The organism is Paracidovorax wautersii, from assembly GCF_900113035.1.
Taxonomy (GTDB): domain Bacteria; phylum Pseudomonadota; class Gammaproteobacteria; order Burkholderiales; family Burkholderiaceae_C; genus Paracidovorax; species Paracidovorax wautersii.
This window is the reverse complement of record NZ_FONX01000003.1, coordinates 391,696-406,223: the sequence shown is the minus strand read 5'-3', so window position 1 is coordinate 406,223 and position 14,528 is coordinate 391,696. Positions and strand designations below refer to the sequence as shown.

General features: G+C 70.9%; 14 protein-coding genes and 1 riboswitch. Of the genes, 8 read left to right on the top strand and 6 right to left on the bottom strand.

Annotated features, from left to right (window positions below):
• Positions 1-42 precede the first annotated feature (42 nt).
• The 5 genes from pqqE to pqqA all read right to left on the bottom strand — a co-directional run bounded on the left by pqqE (position 43) and on the right by pqqA (position 3,363).
• Positions 43-1,227, bottom strand: a complete 1,185-nt coding sequence (pqqE, locus tag BM070_RS06770) for a pyrroloquinoline quinone biosynthesis protein PqqE (protein WP_245785123.1) — start codon at positions 1,225-1,227, stop codon at positions 43-45.
• Positions 1,224-1,517: a pyrroloquinoline quinone biosynthesis peptide chaperone PqqD gene (pqqD, locus tag BM070_RS06765; RefSeq protein ID WP_092938805.1), complete on the bottom strand. Its 294-nt coding sequence runs from the start codon at positions 1,515-1,517 to the stop codon at positions 1,224-1,226. The genes pqqE and pqqD overlap by 4 nt, the downstream gene beginning before the upstream one ends.
• Positions 1,514-2,254 carry a pyrroloquinoline-quinone synthase PqqC gene (pqqC, locus tag BM070_RS06760; RefSeq protein WP_092938803.1) on the bottom strand — a complete coding sequence of 247 codons (741 nt, stop codon included), beginning with the start codon at positions 2,252-2,254 and terminating at the stop codon, positions 1,514-1,516. The genes pqqD and pqqC overlap by 4 nt, the downstream gene beginning before the upstream one ends.
• 29 nt (positions 2,255-2,283) lie before the next feature.
• Positions 2,284-3,204, bottom strand: a complete 921-nt coding sequence (pqqB, locus tag BM070_RS06755) for a pyrroloquinoline quinone biosynthesis protein PqqB (protein WP_092938801.1) — start codon at positions 3,202-3,204, stop codon at positions 2,284-2,286.
• Positions 3,205-3,288: 84 nt separating this feature from the next.
• Positions 3,289-3,363, bottom strand: coding sequence for a pyrroloquinoline quinone precursor peptide PqqA (gene pqqA / locus BM070_RS25325; RefSeq protein WP_092938944.1), 75 nt, complete (start codon positions 3,361-3,363; stop codon positions 3,289-3,291).
• A gap of 187 nt (positions 3,364-3,550) precedes the next feature.
• Here pqqA and BM070_RS06745 point away from each other — a divergent pair, with 187 nt between their 5' ends.
• The 7 genes from BM070_RS06745 (at position 3,551) to BM070_RS25100 (ending at position 11,402) form a co-directional block, all read left to right on the top strand.
• The gene (locus tag BM070_RS06745; protein WP_092938799.1) at positions 3,551-4,564 is read left to right on the top strand and encodes an alpha/beta fold hydrolase; all 1,014 of its coding nucleotides are present in this window, start codon (positions 3,551-3,553) and stop codon (positions 4,562-4,564) included.
• On the top strand, positions 4,561-5,934 hold the full coding sequence (locus tag BM070_RS06740; protein WP_092938797.1) for a sensor histidine kinase: 1,374 nt from the start codon (positions 4,561-4,563) through the stop codon (positions 5,932-5,934). Before BM070_RS06745 ends, BM070_RS06740 begins: the two co-directional genes overlap by 4 nt.
• Entirely contained in the window at positions 5,931-6,560 is a 630-nt protein-coding gene (locus tag BM070_RS06735; RefSeq protein ID WP_092938795.1) for a response regulator, read from the top strand. Before BM070_RS06740 ends, BM070_RS06735 begins: the two co-directional genes overlap by 4 nt.
• Before the next feature lie 40 nt (positions 6,561-6,600).
• A riboswitch (S-adenosyl-L-homocysteine riboswitch) is annotated at positions 6,601-6,673 on the top strand.
• Between the two features lie 82 nt (positions 6,674-6,755).
• Positions 6,756-8,183, top strand: coding sequence for an adenosylhomocysteinase (gene ahcY / locus BM070_RS06730; protein WP_092938793.1), 1,428 nt, complete (start codon positions 6,756-6,758; stop codon positions 8,181-8,183).
• Positions 8,184-8,318: 135 nt separating this feature from the next.
• Positions 8,319-9,320, top strand: coding sequence for a TlyA family RNA methyltransferase (locus BM070_RS06725; RefSeq protein WP_092938791.1), 1,002 nt, complete (start codon positions 8,319-8,321; stop codon positions 9,318-9,320).
• Positions 9,317-10,189: a methylenetetrahydrofolate reductase [NAD(P)H] gene (gene metF, locus BM070_RS06720; RefSeq protein WP_092938789.1), complete on the top strand. Its 873-nt coding sequence runs from the start codon at positions 9,317-9,319 to the stop codon at positions 10,187-10,189. Before BM070_RS06725 ends, metF begins: the two co-directional genes overlap by 4 nt.
• 499 nt (positions 10,190-10,688) lie before the next feature.
• Positions 10,689-11,402, top strand: a complete 714-nt coding sequence (locus tag BM070_RS25100; protein WP_245785122.1) for a septal ring lytic transglycosylase RlpA family protein — start codon at positions 10,689-10,691, stop codon at positions 11,400-11,402.
• A 45-nt stretch (positions 11,403-11,447) separates the two neighbouring features.
• On the opposite strand, the gene BM070_RS06705 is transcribed toward BM070_RS25100, so the two are convergent.
• Positions 11,448-12,332: a 23S rRNA (adenine(2030)-N(6))-methyltransferase RlmJ gene (locus BM070_RS06705; RefSeq protein ID WP_092938785.1), complete on the bottom strand. Its 885-nt coding sequence runs from the start codon at positions 12,330-12,332 to the stop codon at positions 11,448-11,450.
• Positions 12,333-12,486: 154 nt separating this feature from the next.
• Here BM070_RS06705 and BM070_RS06700 point away from each other — a divergent pair, with 154 nt between their 5' ends.
• Positions 12,487-14,379 (top strand): serine/threonine protein kinase, encoded by a 1,893-nt coding sequence (locus BM070_RS06700; RefSeq protein WP_092938783.1) that lies wholly within the window; start codon positions 12,487-12,489, stop codon positions 14,377-14,379.
• The last annotated feature ends 149 nt before the right edge of the window (positions 14,380-14,528 follow it).

Sequence of the window (14,528 nt, the reverse complement as noted above, 5' to 3'; positions counted from 1 at the left end):
GGATTGTCGCAGGTTGCCATCCGCCAGGGCGCGGGCGGGGGCTCAGCCGCCGCAGCCGGGCAGCGAGCGCGCGTTGCCGTCCGCGATGAACCGGCGCGAGGCCTTGGGGTCGCGGAACACCAGGGGCCGGGCCTGCGCCTCGCCGGCCTCGGCGCGGCGCACGGCCTCCAGCACCACGCTGTGGTGCGGGCTCTTGGGGCAGACGGGGTCGGCGGCTTCGGCGTCGCGGGTGAGCATGTAGGCCTGGCAGCGGCAGCCGCCCAGGTCGATCTCCTTCTGGTCGCAGCTGGCGCAGGGCTCCTTCATCCAGCCGGTGCCGCGGTAGCGGTTGAAGCCTTCGGATTCCTGCCAGGCGTGCTGCACGCTGGTCTTGCGCAGGTCGGGAAACTCCAGGCCCGGCAGCATGCGCGCCGTGTGGCAGGGCAGGGCGATGCCGTCGGGGGTGACGGTCATGAACATGTTGCCCCAGCCGTTCACGCACTTCTTGGGCCGGCCCTCGTGGTAGTCGGGCGCCACGAAGAAAAGGCGCATGCGGCCTTCCAGCCGGCGCCGCCAGTCGTCCGCCACGGCCTCGGCGCGCTGCAGCTGCTCGCGGGTGGGCAGCAGCTGGTCGCGGTTTTCCAGCGCCCAGGAGTAGTACTGGGTGTTGGCCAGCTCCAGGTATTCGGCGCCCATGGCCTCGGCCATCTCGATGATGCGGCCGATGTGGTCGATGTTGAGGCGATGGATCACCACGTTCATCACCATGGGCCAGCCCTGGTCCTTGATGAGCCGGGCCACGCGTTGCTTGAGGTCGAAGGTCCTGGTGTGCGAGAGGAAGTCGTTCATCTCCCGCGTGGAGTCCTGGAACGAGAGCTGCACGTGGTCCAGCCCGGCGGCCTTGAGCGCGGCGGCGCGCGCCTCGGTCAGGCCCACGCCGGAGGTGAGCAGGTTGGTGTAGTAGCCCAGGCGGTGCGCCTCGGCCACCAGCAGCTCCAGGTCGTCGCGCAGCAGCGGTTCGCCGCCCGAGAAGCCGCACTGCACGGCGCCCAGGGCGCGGGCCTCGCGCAGCACGCGCAGCCAGTCTTCGGTGCCCAGTTCGTCGCCGTGGCGGGCGTAGTCCACCGGGTTGTAGCAAAAGGCGCAGTGCAGGGGGCAGCGGTAGGTGACCTCGGCCAGCAGCCAGAGCGGCGGGCCGGGCGGGGCCGGCGGGTGGGGCTGCTGCGCGGCCACGGCCATCATGTTCATGCCTCCTGCACCCAGCGCTGCTGGAGGGCGATGGCGAGGAAGGCGCGCACGTCGCCTTCCAGCCCGGTGGTCTGGAAGGCGGCTTCCAGCTCGGCCACGATGGCGGCCACGTCGCGCTGGCCGTCGCAGCGCTGCAGGATCTCGCCTGCGCTCTGGTTGAGCTTGACCATGCCTTCGGGGTAGAGCAGGACGTGGGCGTTCTGCGCCGGCTCCCACTGCAGGCGAAAGCCGGTGGCGATGCGCGGCACCCGCAGGGCGGCGCCGTCGGCGGCGGGGCTGCCGGCGCTCATGCCGCCACCCCGTAGCGTGCGGCCATGGCGTCGTTCATGGACCAGAGGATGTCGAGCTTGAATTGCAGGATGTCGAGCGCTCTCTCTTGCAGCGCGCGGGTGTCGAAATGGTCCAGCGTCAGGGCCAGGCCCTGCTCCACGTCGCGCCGCGCCTGGCTCACGCGGTTGCGGAAATACTGCAGGCCGGCGCTGTCGATCCAGGGGTAGTACTCGGGCCAGCCGGCCAGGCGCTGCTTGTGGATCTCGGGCGCGAACAGCTCGGTGAGCGAGGAGCACACGGCCTCCTGCCAGGGCGCGCGGCGCGCGAAGTTCACGTAGGCATCCACCGCGAAGCGCACCGCTGGCAGCACGTGGCGCAGGTCGGTGATCTCCTCGCGGCTCAGGCCGGTGGCCATGCCCAGGGCGATCCAGGCCTCGATGCCGCCCGGGTCGGTGTCGGTGCCGTCGTGATCGACGATGCGCTGCACCCAGCCGCGCCGCACTTCGCGGTCGGGGCAGTTGGACATCACGGCCGCGTCCTTCACCGGAATGGCGATCTGGTAATAGAAACGGTTGGCCACCCAGCCACGCACCTGCTCGGGCGTGGCCCGGCCGCTGTTGAGCATGACGTTGAAGGGGTGGTGGATGTGATAGCCCTTGCCCTTGCCGAGCAGCTGGGCTTCGAACTCGGCGTGGCTCCAGGCGGGCTCGGTGCCGGCGGGGCGTGCGGGGGCGAGGGCGGTGTCGATCAGTGCCATGGGAATGTCCTGTGGGGAGAGGGCGCCGCTCAGAGCGCGATCTCCATGCCGTCGTAGGCCACCTCGATGCCGTGGCGCGTCAGCTTGGCGCGCTGGGGCGAGTCTTCGTCGAGGATGGGGTTGGTGTTGTTGATGTGGATGAGCACCTTGCGGGTGCCGGCCGGCAGGCTGGAGAGCCATTCGAGCATGCCGCCTTCGCCCGACTGCGGCAGGTGGCCGATGCTGCGCGCGGTCTTCTGGCTCACGCCCAGGGCGACCATCTCGTCGTCGGTCCAGAAGGTGCCGTCCACCATCACGCAGTCGGCGCTGCGCATGGCGGCGTCTACCTCGGGGCTGTGCGCGCCCAGGCCCGGCGCGTAGAAGAGGCTGCGGCCGCTGCGCTCGCAGGTCATGGTCAGGCCGATGTTGTCGCCCGGCACGGGGTCTTCGCGGTGCGGCGAATAGGGCGCGGCCTTGCTGGCGAGCGGCAGGGCCGAAAAGCGCACGCCGGCCACGCCATCGACGTGGAAGCTGCTGCCGTCGATGGGCAGCACGTGCCGGTCCACGCCGCAGAAATGCTCCAGCACCTTGAGGATGGGGTTGCCCCGGGTCAGGTCTTCATGGACCGGGTCGGCGCACCACAGCGGCAGCGGGCGGCCGCGCTCGCGCAGCATGTAGAGGCCCGTGGAGTGATCGACCTGGCCGTCCATCAGCAGCACGCCGGCGATGCCGGTGTCGCGCAGGCTGCGGTTCGGCTGCAGGGCCGGCGTGGCGCGGATCTGCTCCAGGATGTCGGGCGATGCGTTGATCAGCGCCCAGTCCTGGCCGCCCTCGCCGGTGACGCAGAGGGACGACTGGGTGCGCGGCAGCGCGCGCAGCGTGCCGGCGCGCAGGCCCGCGCAGTTGGGGCAGTTGCAGTTCCACTGCGGAAAGCCGCCGCCGGCGGCGGAGCCAAGGACACGGATGAGCATGGACTTCGGAAAAAAGGGAAACGGCGTGGCCTGAAACGGCAAAGCCCGCCAAGGCGGGCTTTGCCTCGTGTGCGTGCAGCGGGCTCAGCGAGCGGCCACGTACATGGTGATTTCAAAGCCGAAACGGAAATCGCAGGCTTGCGGGGTGGTCCAGGTCATGTGAGTCTCCTTGTGGATGGATGCTGGGACGGGGTGTCCCGGAAGCGGCAGGCAACGCAGGGCGCGGTGACTGCTGCTGGCCCAAGCGTAGTCGGCGTGGCCGCTGGCGATGTGGGCCGGGTCTGGAGATTGGCCTCATGATTTTCATGAATCACGTGTCGGCCGCCGCCTGATAGCATCGGCCGCCATGTCTTCCCCGGGCGCGCCACTGGCCTCATCTTCCCTGGCGGCGCCCCCGGGCCCGGCCGGTTCCCTGGCCGTGGGCGACGGCCATGTGCTGCACTGGTCGCAGGCCGGCGATGCGGGCGGCCTGCCGGCCCTGGTGCTGCACGGCGGGCCGGGTTCGGGCCATTCGCCCGCGCTCTGGCGCTTCTTCGATCCGGCCCGCTACCGCGTGATCGGCTTCGACCAGCGCGGTTGCGGCCGCAGCACGCCGCGCGGCGAAACCCGCCACAACACCACCGCCCACCTGATCGCCGACATCGAGGCCCTGCGCCGCCATCTGGGCGTGGACCGTTGGCTGGTGGTGGGCGGCTCCTGGGGCGCCACCCTGGCCCTGGCCTATGCCTGCCGCCACCCCGGCGCGCTCAGCGGCCTGCTGCTGCGCGGCCTGTTCGTGCCGTCGCCGTCCGAACTGCACGGGTTCTTCCAGGGCGCGGCGGCCCGCCACCCCGAGGCCTGGGCGCGCTTCGCCGCGCCGGCGCCGGCCGATCGGCGCGCGCAGCTGCTGCCCTGGCTCACCGATCTGTTCGCGGGGGACGACGTGGCGCTGCAGCTGCGCGCCACGCTCGCCTGGCGGGCCTGGGAACATGCCCTGGCCGGCCTGCCGCCGCCGCCCGAGCCCACGGGCGATGCCCTGCAGCAGGCGCTGGACCGCTACCGCGTGATGGCCCACTACCTGGCCCACGGCTGCTGGATCGGCGCGCAGCAGGGCGCCGCCGGCTGGGGCGATGCCGCGGGCCTTGCCGGCCTGCCGATCCAGTTCCTGCACGGCAGCCAGGACGAGGTCTGCCGCCCCGCCGCGGCCCGCGCCGTGCAGCAGGGCCTGCCGGGCAGCCGCTGGTGCGCAGTGCCGGGCGCCGGCCACGACCCGTTCCACCCCGCCATGGCGGCGCACATGGGGCAGGCGCTGGCCGGCTTCGCCGCGCACGGCCGCTTTCCCGACGGCCTGGGGCGCGATGAACCCGGAGCCCCCGCATGAGCCTGCGCCTGAAGATCAACCTGATCGTGGCCGGCGTGATCGCCCTGCTGGTAGCGGCCATGATCGGCTTGCAGATCGCCAGCCTGCGCAGTGCGGTGCGCGAAGAGGTGCAGGCGGCCAACCGCGTCACCACGCAGCTGCTGCAGCGCATCGACGGGGTGTACGCGCCCGAGGGGCCTGAGAGCCTGCTGCGCTTCCTGCAGCGCCTGGGCCGGGTGCGGGCCAACGACATCACGCTGGTCGATGGCGAGGGCCGGGTGCTCTACCGCTCCCCGCCCTTCACCTACAAGCAGGGACGCGAGGCGCCGGCCTGGTTCTCGGCCCTGGTCGTGCCGCAGATCTCGCGCCAGGTGATCGCGCTGCCCCACGGCTATCTGGCCATCGAGGCCGAGCCCTCGCGCGCCGTGCTCGACGGCTGGGACGACCTGCTCACCCTGGCCGGCGGCGGCGCCGCCATGCTGCTGCTGGTCAATGCCCTGGTGTTCTGGGCCATGGGGCGGGCGCTTCAGCCGTTCTCGCAGATCGTCGCGGGGCTGAACCGGCTCGAAGGCGGCGACTTCGGCGTGGTGCTGCCGCCGCTGCGCGGCCAGGAGGCGGCGGCCATCGGCGGCGCTTTCAACCGCATGACCGCCGTGCTCAAGGACCATCTGGCCATGCACCGCCGCGCCTACGAGGCCGAGCGGCGGCTCTCCGATTCGCGCGAGCTGGCCGGGCTGATCGAAGGCCACATCGAGGCCGAGCGGCGCGAGATCGCGCGCGCGCTGCACGACGAACTGGGCCAGTCGGTCACGGCCATCCGCAGCCTGGCCATGTCGGTGGCGCGCCGCTGCGAGCAGACCGACGCGCAGGCGGCCCAGGCCGCGCGCGTCATCACCGAAGAGGCCGGCCGCCTCTACGACCACATGCACGGGATGATCCCGCGGCTGGCGCCCATGGCGCTGGACTCGCTGGGCCTGGGCGATGCGCTGGACGACCTGGTGGAGCGCGTGCGCGCCAGCCAGCCGGCGGTGGCCATCGACTTCGAGCGCGCGCACCTGCCCGAAGGCCTGCCCGCCGTGCCGGCCCTGGCCGCCTACCGCATCGCGCAGGAGGGTCTGACCAATGCCCTGCGCCACAGCCAGGCCCGCCGGGTGCGGCTGGTGGTGGAGGCGCGGGAAGATGGCTTTCTGCACATCCAGGTGCAGGATGACGGCGTGGGGCCGCCCGCCGACTGGCAGCGGCCCGGGCATTTCGGCCTGCGCTGGCTCGGCGAGCGCGCCGAGGCCCTGGGCGGCGAGCTGCGGCTGGCCGCACGGGAAGAGGGCGGGGCGGTGCTGCAGGCGCGCCTGCCGCTGGGGCCCTTGGAGCCCACGCAACAGGAGATGACATGATCCGGGTGATGCTGGTGGACGACCATGCCGTGGTGCGCATGGGTTTTCGCATGCTGCTGGGCACGGCCGACATCGAGGTGGTGGCCGAGGCCGACAGCGGCGAGCAGGCCTGCCGCGACTACCCGCAGCAGCGGCCCGACGTGGTGGTGATGGACATCTCCATGCCCGGCATGGGCGGGCTGGAGGCGCTGCGCCGCCTGCTCGCGCACGATGCCGCCGCGCGCGTGCTGATGCTGTCGGCGCACGAGGCCACGGCCTATCCGCAGCGGCTCTTCAAGGCCGGCGCGCTGGGCTACCTCTGCAAGCGCAGCGCACCCGAGGCGCTGATCGACGCGGTGCACGCCGTGGCGGCCGGGCGCCGCTATGTCGATGCGCAGCTGGCCCAGCGCCTGGCGCTGGCCCAGATCGAGGGCGATGCCAGCCCGTCCGACGTGCTGAGCGAGCGCGAGTTCGAGGTCTTCCTGCAGCTCGCCCGGGGCCAGAGCGTGGCGCAGATCGCCGAGAACCTGAGCCTGGCCAGCAGCACCGTGGGCACCCATCTCTACAACGTCAAGCAGAAGCTGGGCGCCGCCAACCAGGCCGAACTGACGCTGGTGGGCCTGCGCTGGGGGCTGATCCAGCCCTGAAGATGCGCCCCCTGAAACCTCTCGTTTCCATATAATCGGCGCTTCCGAGGAGCGTTGCAGCGCCATCAGGCGCGAGGCTCGGACCCTTCCCTTCGCAACGACGCTCGCCCACGCTGTCCAGTGCGGTGAGTGCGCCTTTCCCTCCATTCCCCCTCGAACGCGTGGTTTGTCCTTCTTGACGGAGAAAACCAAACCATGAGCGCAGTTCTCAAGCCCCAGGCCGATCAGGCCATCGCAGACATTTCCCTGGCCGATTGGGGCCGCAAGGAAATCAAGATCGCCGAAACCGAGATGCCCGGCCTGATGGCCATCCGCGAGGAATTCGCGGCGGCGCAGCCCCTGAAGGGCGCGCGCATCACCGGCTCGCTGCACATGACCATCCAGACGGCCGTGCTGATCGAGACGCTGAAGGAACTGGGCGCCGACGTGCGCTGGGCCTCGTGCAACATCTTCTCGACGCAGGACCACGCCGCCGCCGCCATCGCCGCGGGCGGCACGCCGGTGTTCGCCATCAAGGGCGAATCGCTGGAAGACTACTGGGACTACACCCACCGCATCTTCGACTTCGGCCCCAAGGGCTCGGCCGGCGAGGGCCCCAACATGATCCTTGACGACGGCGGCGACGCCACGCTGCTCATGCACCTGGGCCAGCGCGCCGAGAAGGACCTGTCGGTCGTCGCCAACCCGACCAGCGAGGAAGAGCGCATCCTCTTCGCCGCCATCAAGGCCAAGATCGCCCAGGACCCGACCTGGTACACCCGCAAGTCGGCCGAGATCATCGGCGTGACCGAAGAGACCACCACCGGCGTGCACCGCCTGAACGAGATGTCCGCCAAGGGCACGCTGCTGTTCCGCGCGATCAACGTGAACGACTCGGTGACCAAGTCCAAGTTCGACAACCTCTACGGCTGCCGTGAATCGCTGGTGGACGGCATCAAGCGCGCCACCGACGTGATGATCGCCGGCAAGGTCGCCGTGGTGGCCGGCTACGGCGACGTGGGCAAGGGCTGCGCCCAGGCCCTGGCCGCCCTGCGCGCCCAGGTGTGGGTCACCGAGATCGACCCCATCAACGCCCTGCAGGCCGCCATGGAAGGCTTCAAGGTCGTGACCATGGAATACGCCGCCGACAAGGCCGACATCTTCGTGACCACCACCGGCAACAAGGACGTGATCCGCCACGAGCACATGGTCGCCATGAAGAACGAGGCCATCGTCTGCAACATCGGCCACTTCGACAACGAGATCGACGTCGCCTCGATCGAGAAGTACCAGTGGGAAGAAGTGAAGCCCCAGGTGGACCACGTGATCTTCCCGGACGGCAAACGCATCACCCTGCTGGCCAAGGGCCGCCTGGTCAACCTGGGCTGCGCCACGGGCCACCCCAGCTTCGTGATGTCCAGCTCCTTCGCCAACCAGACCATCGCGCAGATCGAACTGTTCACCAAGCCCGACGCCTACCAGGCCGGCAAGGTGTACGTGCTGCCCAAGGTGCTGGACGAGAAGGTCGCGCGCCTGCACCTGAAGAAGGTCGGCGCCCAGCTCACCGAGCTGACCGACACCCAGGCCGCCTACATCGGCGTGAAGAAGGAAGGGCCCTACAAGCCCGACAGCTACCGCTACTGATCCCCGGATCGGCATGCGGCACGGCGCAGCGCCCGCCCTGTGAGGGGCGTGGTGCTGTGCTATTGAATTCATAGCTTCAGGCGCTTGAGGAATGGGCGCCTGAAGCATTTCTGAGTCTTGAAAAAGGAGGGGTGCATGCGTGCAGACGTGTACCTGGTGGACAAGGGCCATGCCACGACCCGCTCGCAGGCGCAGCGCCTGATCGCGGCGGGCGTGCAGTGGCGGCTGGCGGCCAGCCTGCCCTGGAACACCGTCGCCAAGAACGGCGACGACATCCCCGAGATCGCCGAAGTGCAGCTGCTCGACCAGTCCGAGGCGCGCTACATCTCGCGCGGCGGCCTCAAGCTCGAAGGCGCGCTGGACGCCACGGGCCTGGCCGTCGCCGGCTGGCGCTGCCTGGACGTGGGCCAGAGCACCGGCGGCTTCACCGATTGCCTGCTGCAGCGCGGCGCGGCCCAGGTGATCGGCGTGGACGTGGGCCACGGCCAGCTGCACGAGCAGCTGCGCGAAGACCCGCGCGTGGTGGGCGTGGAGGGCGTCAATGCCCGCTCGCTCACCGCCGGATCGCTGCAGGAAGCCTGCGAGGAAGCGCTCTCCGAGCGCGTCGAGCAGGACCTGGAGGACAACGAGACCCAGCCCGAGGCGCCCTACAGCTGGATGCGCAACGGCGGCCTCGTCGATGAGGAATATGACGACAGCGACGACGCCAAGGAGCACGAGGTGGAAGCCTTCAAGGCCGAGCGCCAGGCCAAGGCCCGCGCGCGTGCCGAAGGCGCGCTGCCCACCGTGCGCCGCCGCCGCGCCGGGCGCGAGCAGGTGGACGTCACGCCCGTCTTCGACCTGGTGACGGGCGACGTCTCGTTCATCTCGCTCACGCTGATCCTGCCGGCCGTGGCGCCGCTGCTCAAGGCCGGCGGCGAGCTGCTGATGCTGGTCAAGCCGCAGTTCGAGCTGCAGCCCGGCCAGGTGGGCAAGGGCGGCATCGTGCGCGATGCGGCCCTCTACCCGCTGGTGGAGCAGCGCATCCGCGACTGCTGCACGGGCCTGGGCCTGCAGGTCGTCGCCTGGCTGGACAGCGCCATCGAAGGCGGCGACGGCAACCGCGAATTCTTCATCCACGCACGGAGCGCCGCATGAGCGAGACGACCACTCCAGCGGCCGGGGCCGCAGCCGCAGCAGGCCGCTTTCCGGTCAGCTTCGAATTCTTTCCGCCCAAGACGCCCGAAGGCGCCGAGAAGCTGCGCGCCGTGCGCCAGCAGCTCTATGCGCGCCAGCCCGAGTTCTGCTCGGTGACCTACGGCGCAGGCGGCTCCACGCAGGAAGGCACCTTCGGCACGGTGCGCGAGATCCTGGCCGAAGGCTTCAGCGCGGCCTCGCACTTCTCGTGCATCGGCGCCACGCGCGAGTCGGTGCGCGGCCAGCTCGCCCAGCTCAAGGCCATGGGCGTCCAGCGCCTGGTGGCGCTGCGCGGCGACCTGCCCAGCGGCTACGGCGCGGGCGGCGAATTCCACTACGCGAGCGATCTGGTGGCCTTCATCCGCGCCGAGACGGGGCGCGACTTCCACATCGAAGTGGCGGCCTACCCGGAAACGCACCCGCAGGCGCGCTCTCCCGAGGCGGACCTGCAGGCCTACGCCGCCAAGGTGCGCGCCGGTGCCGATTCGGCCATCACGCAGTACTTCTTCAATGCCGACGCGTACTTCCGCTTCGTGGACGACACGCGCCGTCTGGGGCTGGACGTGCCGGTGGTGCCGGGCATCATGCCCATCATGGGCTCCACCCAGCTGATGCGCTTTTCCGACGCCTGCGGCGCCGAGATCCCGCGCTGGATCCGGCTGCGCCTGCAGGCCTTCGGCGACGACGTGGCCAGCATCCGCGCCTTCGGGCTGGACGTGGTGAGCGAGCTGTGCGCGCAGCTGCGCGCGCGCGGCGCGCCCGCGCTGCACTTCTACACCATGAACCAGAGCGGCCCCACGCTGGAGCTGTGCCGGCGGCTCGGGCTGTAAGAACGTGTTCACGATCTCGCAGGGGATCGCGTTGGAGCGCAATCGGGATGAGTGGATGCTTCGGATGCGCCGCATGGGCTCATGCCCATGCAAGCAGCCGGGGCCTCCAATCGCCCGATTTCGCTCCAACCCGAAGGGCAGCGGTGTGGGCGGGCGGTCTGCGGCGTTGCGGCGCTTGTGGATAGCCGTGCTATCCACTGCGCCCCGCGCCTTGCATCCCATCCCGCCCACACCGCTGCGCGACCCCTGGGAGATCGGGAACACGTTTTAAGCACCTGACCGGGGGCCTGCCGCGGCGTGCAGTCCTGCGGCAGATCCCGGTGAACTTCCGGGTCTGTGCGTGGACTGGCGGGTGTCCACCGGCATTCGCTAACATCGCGCCGATGAAAATTTCCCTTGCCCTCTCCACGACCGGTAGCGCCCGCTGCCGTGCCCGGGTGCCGGCACGCGCGGCATGAGCGGCGCGGCAGGCAACGCGTCAGTCCCTGATTCGCGGTTCGTGCCGGCAGCCTGGCGTGCTGCGCGCTGGCTGGCCCTGGCTGCCGGCGTGGGCCTGATGGCCGCCTGCGCGGCTCCGCCAGCGCCTCCGCTGCCGTCCGGATCTCCGCCCGTTCCCACGCAGCGGCCCAAGCCAGCACCGGCCGCTCCTGCGGCTGCGCCCAAGGCCGCATCGCCTGCCGCCGCCCCGGCGCCCACGGCATCGGCCCCAGGCACGACGGGCCGGGCGCAGCGGGCCGCCGAGCTGCCCCCGGTCTCCACCGTGGTGCCGTCCGTCGCGCCCACCGGCGTGCCGGGGCCGGGCGGCCTGTATTCGCTGGATGAAGACAAGACATCGGAAGGCCTGCGCAAGCCTTCCGATAGCGAGGCGGAGTCCGACCAGCAGGGCATGGCCTCCTGGTACGGCTCGCGCTTCCATCGCCGGCGCACGGCCAGCGGCGAGCGCTTCGACATGTACGCCCTCACGGCGGCCCATCCCACGCTGCCGTTCGGCACCCGCGTGTGCGTGCGCAGCCTGATCACGGGCAAGACGGTGCAGGTGCGCATCAACGACCGGGGGCCGCATACCCCCGGGCGGATCATCGATCTGAGCCAGGCCGCCGCCAAGCGCCTGGGCATGCTGGGCCTGGGCACCAAGCAGGTGGCCATCACGCCGCTGGCGGACGATGACCAGAACGGCTGCCCCGAGCAGCAGGATTCGGACGACGGCCAATAGCCCCGCCGATGGCCGCCGGGCCGCAGGGCCCGGCAGGGTGGTGCGTCAGCCGCCCGATTCCAGGCTGTGCGCGGCGTGCTTGTCCTGCTGCAGCAGCTCGGCCATCTGCGGCAGGGCGTCCTTCAGCGCGGCTTTGAGCGTGAACGGCGGGTTGATGAGGAACATGCCGCTGGCCGGCAGGCCCGGGCGGCGCTTCTCGCCGTCGGCCGCTTCCACCAGCTTGCTGTTCTTCACCGTCAGCGTGGCGTGCAGCCAGGGCTTGCCGGCCTTGGTCGCCATGGTCTTGAGGCGGCGCGGCAGGTCGTGCGCCTCGGGGCGGGGAATGATCGGGTACCAGACGGCGTAGGTGCCGGTGGCGAAGCGCTTGAGCGAGTCGGCCACCATGTCCAGCACGCGGCCGTAGTCGCTCTTGATTTCATAGCTGGGATCGCAGAGCAGCAGCGCGCGGCGGGCCGGCGGGGGCAGGAATTTCTTGACGCCCTCGAAGCCGTCCTCATGCAGCACGGCCACCTGGCGGCCGGCTTCCAGCTGGGCCACGTTGCCGGCCAGCGAGCGCAGGTCGGTCGGGTGCAGCTCGAACAGCTTGAGCTTGTCGTGGCTGCGCAGCAGGTGCTGGGTGATGAAGGGCGAGCCGGGGTAGGTGCGCGTGGCGGCGCCCTGGTTGAAGGCGCGCACCACATCCACATAGGCCTGCAGGGCGGGCGTGAGCGGCTGCGGCGACGCGAGCAGCCGCAGGATGCCGTCGGCCGCCTCGCCGCTGGTGCTGGCGTAGTCGCCATCCAGGCGGTAGAGCCCGGCCCCCGCATGGGTGTCGAGCACGGTCAGCGCCGCGTCTTTCTGGGTCAAATGCTGCAGGGCGGCAATCAGCACGGTGTGCTTGAGCACATCGGCGTGGTTGCCTGCATGGAAGGCGTGGCGATAACTGAACATCGTCCAATGGTAACCAGCGCAGCGGGCCGTGCCCGGGCGGCACCCGTGCCGGAGCCTTGCGCGCACGCTACGATGCGCGGGCTGCGGCGCCTGCCGCACGCCTCCAAGGCCCCGCCCCACCCGCACCGCACCCGCTACCGTTCCGCGCTCCACCATGCCCAGTCACACTGCCGCCGGCACTGTCCACCATGTCGATGCCCTGGCTCCGGGCGCGCGGCTGGGGGAGTTCGAGGTGCTTTCGCTGCTGGGCGTGGGCGGCTTCGGCATGGTCTATCGCGCTTACGACCATTCGCTGCAGCGCTTCGTCGCCATCAAGGAATACATGCCGGTGGCGCTCGCGGGGCGCACGGAGGGCCAGTCGCTGCGGGCGCGCTCCTCCGGCGACGAGGCTTCGTACCAGGCGGGGCTGGCCTCGTTCGTGAACGAGGCGCGGCTCCTGGCGCAGTTCGACCATCCCTCGCTGGTCAAGGTGTTCCGCTTCTGGGAAGCCCACGGCACCGCCTACATGGTGATGCCGCTCTATTCCGGCATGACGCTCAAGCAGGCGCGCGCCCGCATGCGCACGCCGCCGCCCGAGGCCTGGCTGCGGCAGGTGCTCTGGTCGGTGCTGGGCGCGCTGCGGGTGCTGCACGGCGCGCAGATGCTGCACCGCGACATCTCTCCGGACAACATCTTCCTGCAGCACGTGGGCCCGCCGGTGCTGCTGGACCTGGGCGCCGCGCGCCACGCCATCGGCGGTGGCGGCGATGGCGACCACCAGCACACGGCCGTGCTCAAGGTGAACTACGCGCCCATCGAGCAATACGCCGAGGCCGGCAGCGACCTGCGGCAGGGCGCCTGGAGCGATCTCTATTCCCTCGCGGCGGTGGTCCACGGGTGCCTGTGCAACGACACGCCCATGCCGGCCACGCTGCGGGCCATCCGCGACCGCATGGTGCCGTTCGAGCGCGTGGCGCAGACGGTGCAGCAGCAGTGGGGGCTGGCGTACTCCGAGCCTTTCGTACGCGGCATCTCGCAGGCCTTGCAGCTGCAGCCGCAGGACCGGCCTCAGTCGGTGGACGAATTCGTGCGGCTGCTGGAACTGCAGCCGCCGGCCTCGGGCCTGGAGCATTTCGACTTCCGCGCCGAGCTGGGCGATCTCTGGACCGAGCCGGGCGAGGCCGCCGCAGCACCGGCGCCTGCCATCGTGCGGCCCGACGTGCCGATCACCGCGACGCTGAGGCTGCCCGAGAGGGGACGCGATACCACCCATCCGGCACCCGCGGCGGTGCATGCGTCACAGACGCCATCGGTGGCTGCCGAGCAGGATGCTGCGCAGGCCGACACCACCCCGTGGATGCCGCACGAGGCACCGGAGGCCAGCGGCAGCAGCGATGCCGGGCAGCCGATGCTGGGCGTGTCCATGTCACCGGCAGCCCCCGGCGCTGCAACGCCACCGGAGGCCGCGCCTGCCCGCAGGCGCTGGGCACCGATGGCCGCGCTGGCAGGCGTGCTGGTGGCCGGCGTTCTGGCGGCCGTCCTGCCCTGGCGCAGCGAGACCCCGCCTGCCCGCACGCCCGACAGCGACATCGTCACCGAATGGGCCCGGCCTGCGGTGTCCACGCCCGCTGCAGCGCCCGAACCTGCGGCGGCCGCGCCGTTGCCGGAGCCGGTGGCATCGCCCTCGCCGGAGCCGGCTCGGCAGGCCGCCACCCCGCCGGCCGAACCTGCCTCTCCGTCCAGATCCCATACCCGGCGCCATGCGAAGGACGCTGCGCCGCCCGCCAAGAGCAATGCCGCCGCTGCGGCTGGTTCCGGCAGCGGCAGTCCGTCCACCAGCGGCGCAGCGGGAAGCGCGCCGCCGCAGCAGCCCGCGGCCGAGACCAAACCCGCGCACCCGCGGGTGCGCGGCCCCGTGGAGGCCTGCGCGGACGCCTCGCTGCTGACGCGGCCGATGTGCATCTACCGCGAATGCCAGTCGCCCGCCCTCACGCACCACCCGGTGTGCGTCGATCTGCGCCGGCGCGCGGCGGAAGAGGCCCGCCGCCGGGAGACCTTCTCTCCGTAGAGCCGTGGGGCCCGCCCCGCAGCGGCTGCATCAGGCCGTCCGGGCCGTTGTTTTGGCGCCTTTGCACGTTGCGCGGCCGGCTTTGTATAATGGCGGGCTTCGCAGCGATTCCCAGGTCCCGCGGCGAGGTTTCAACTGCCACCTAAGAG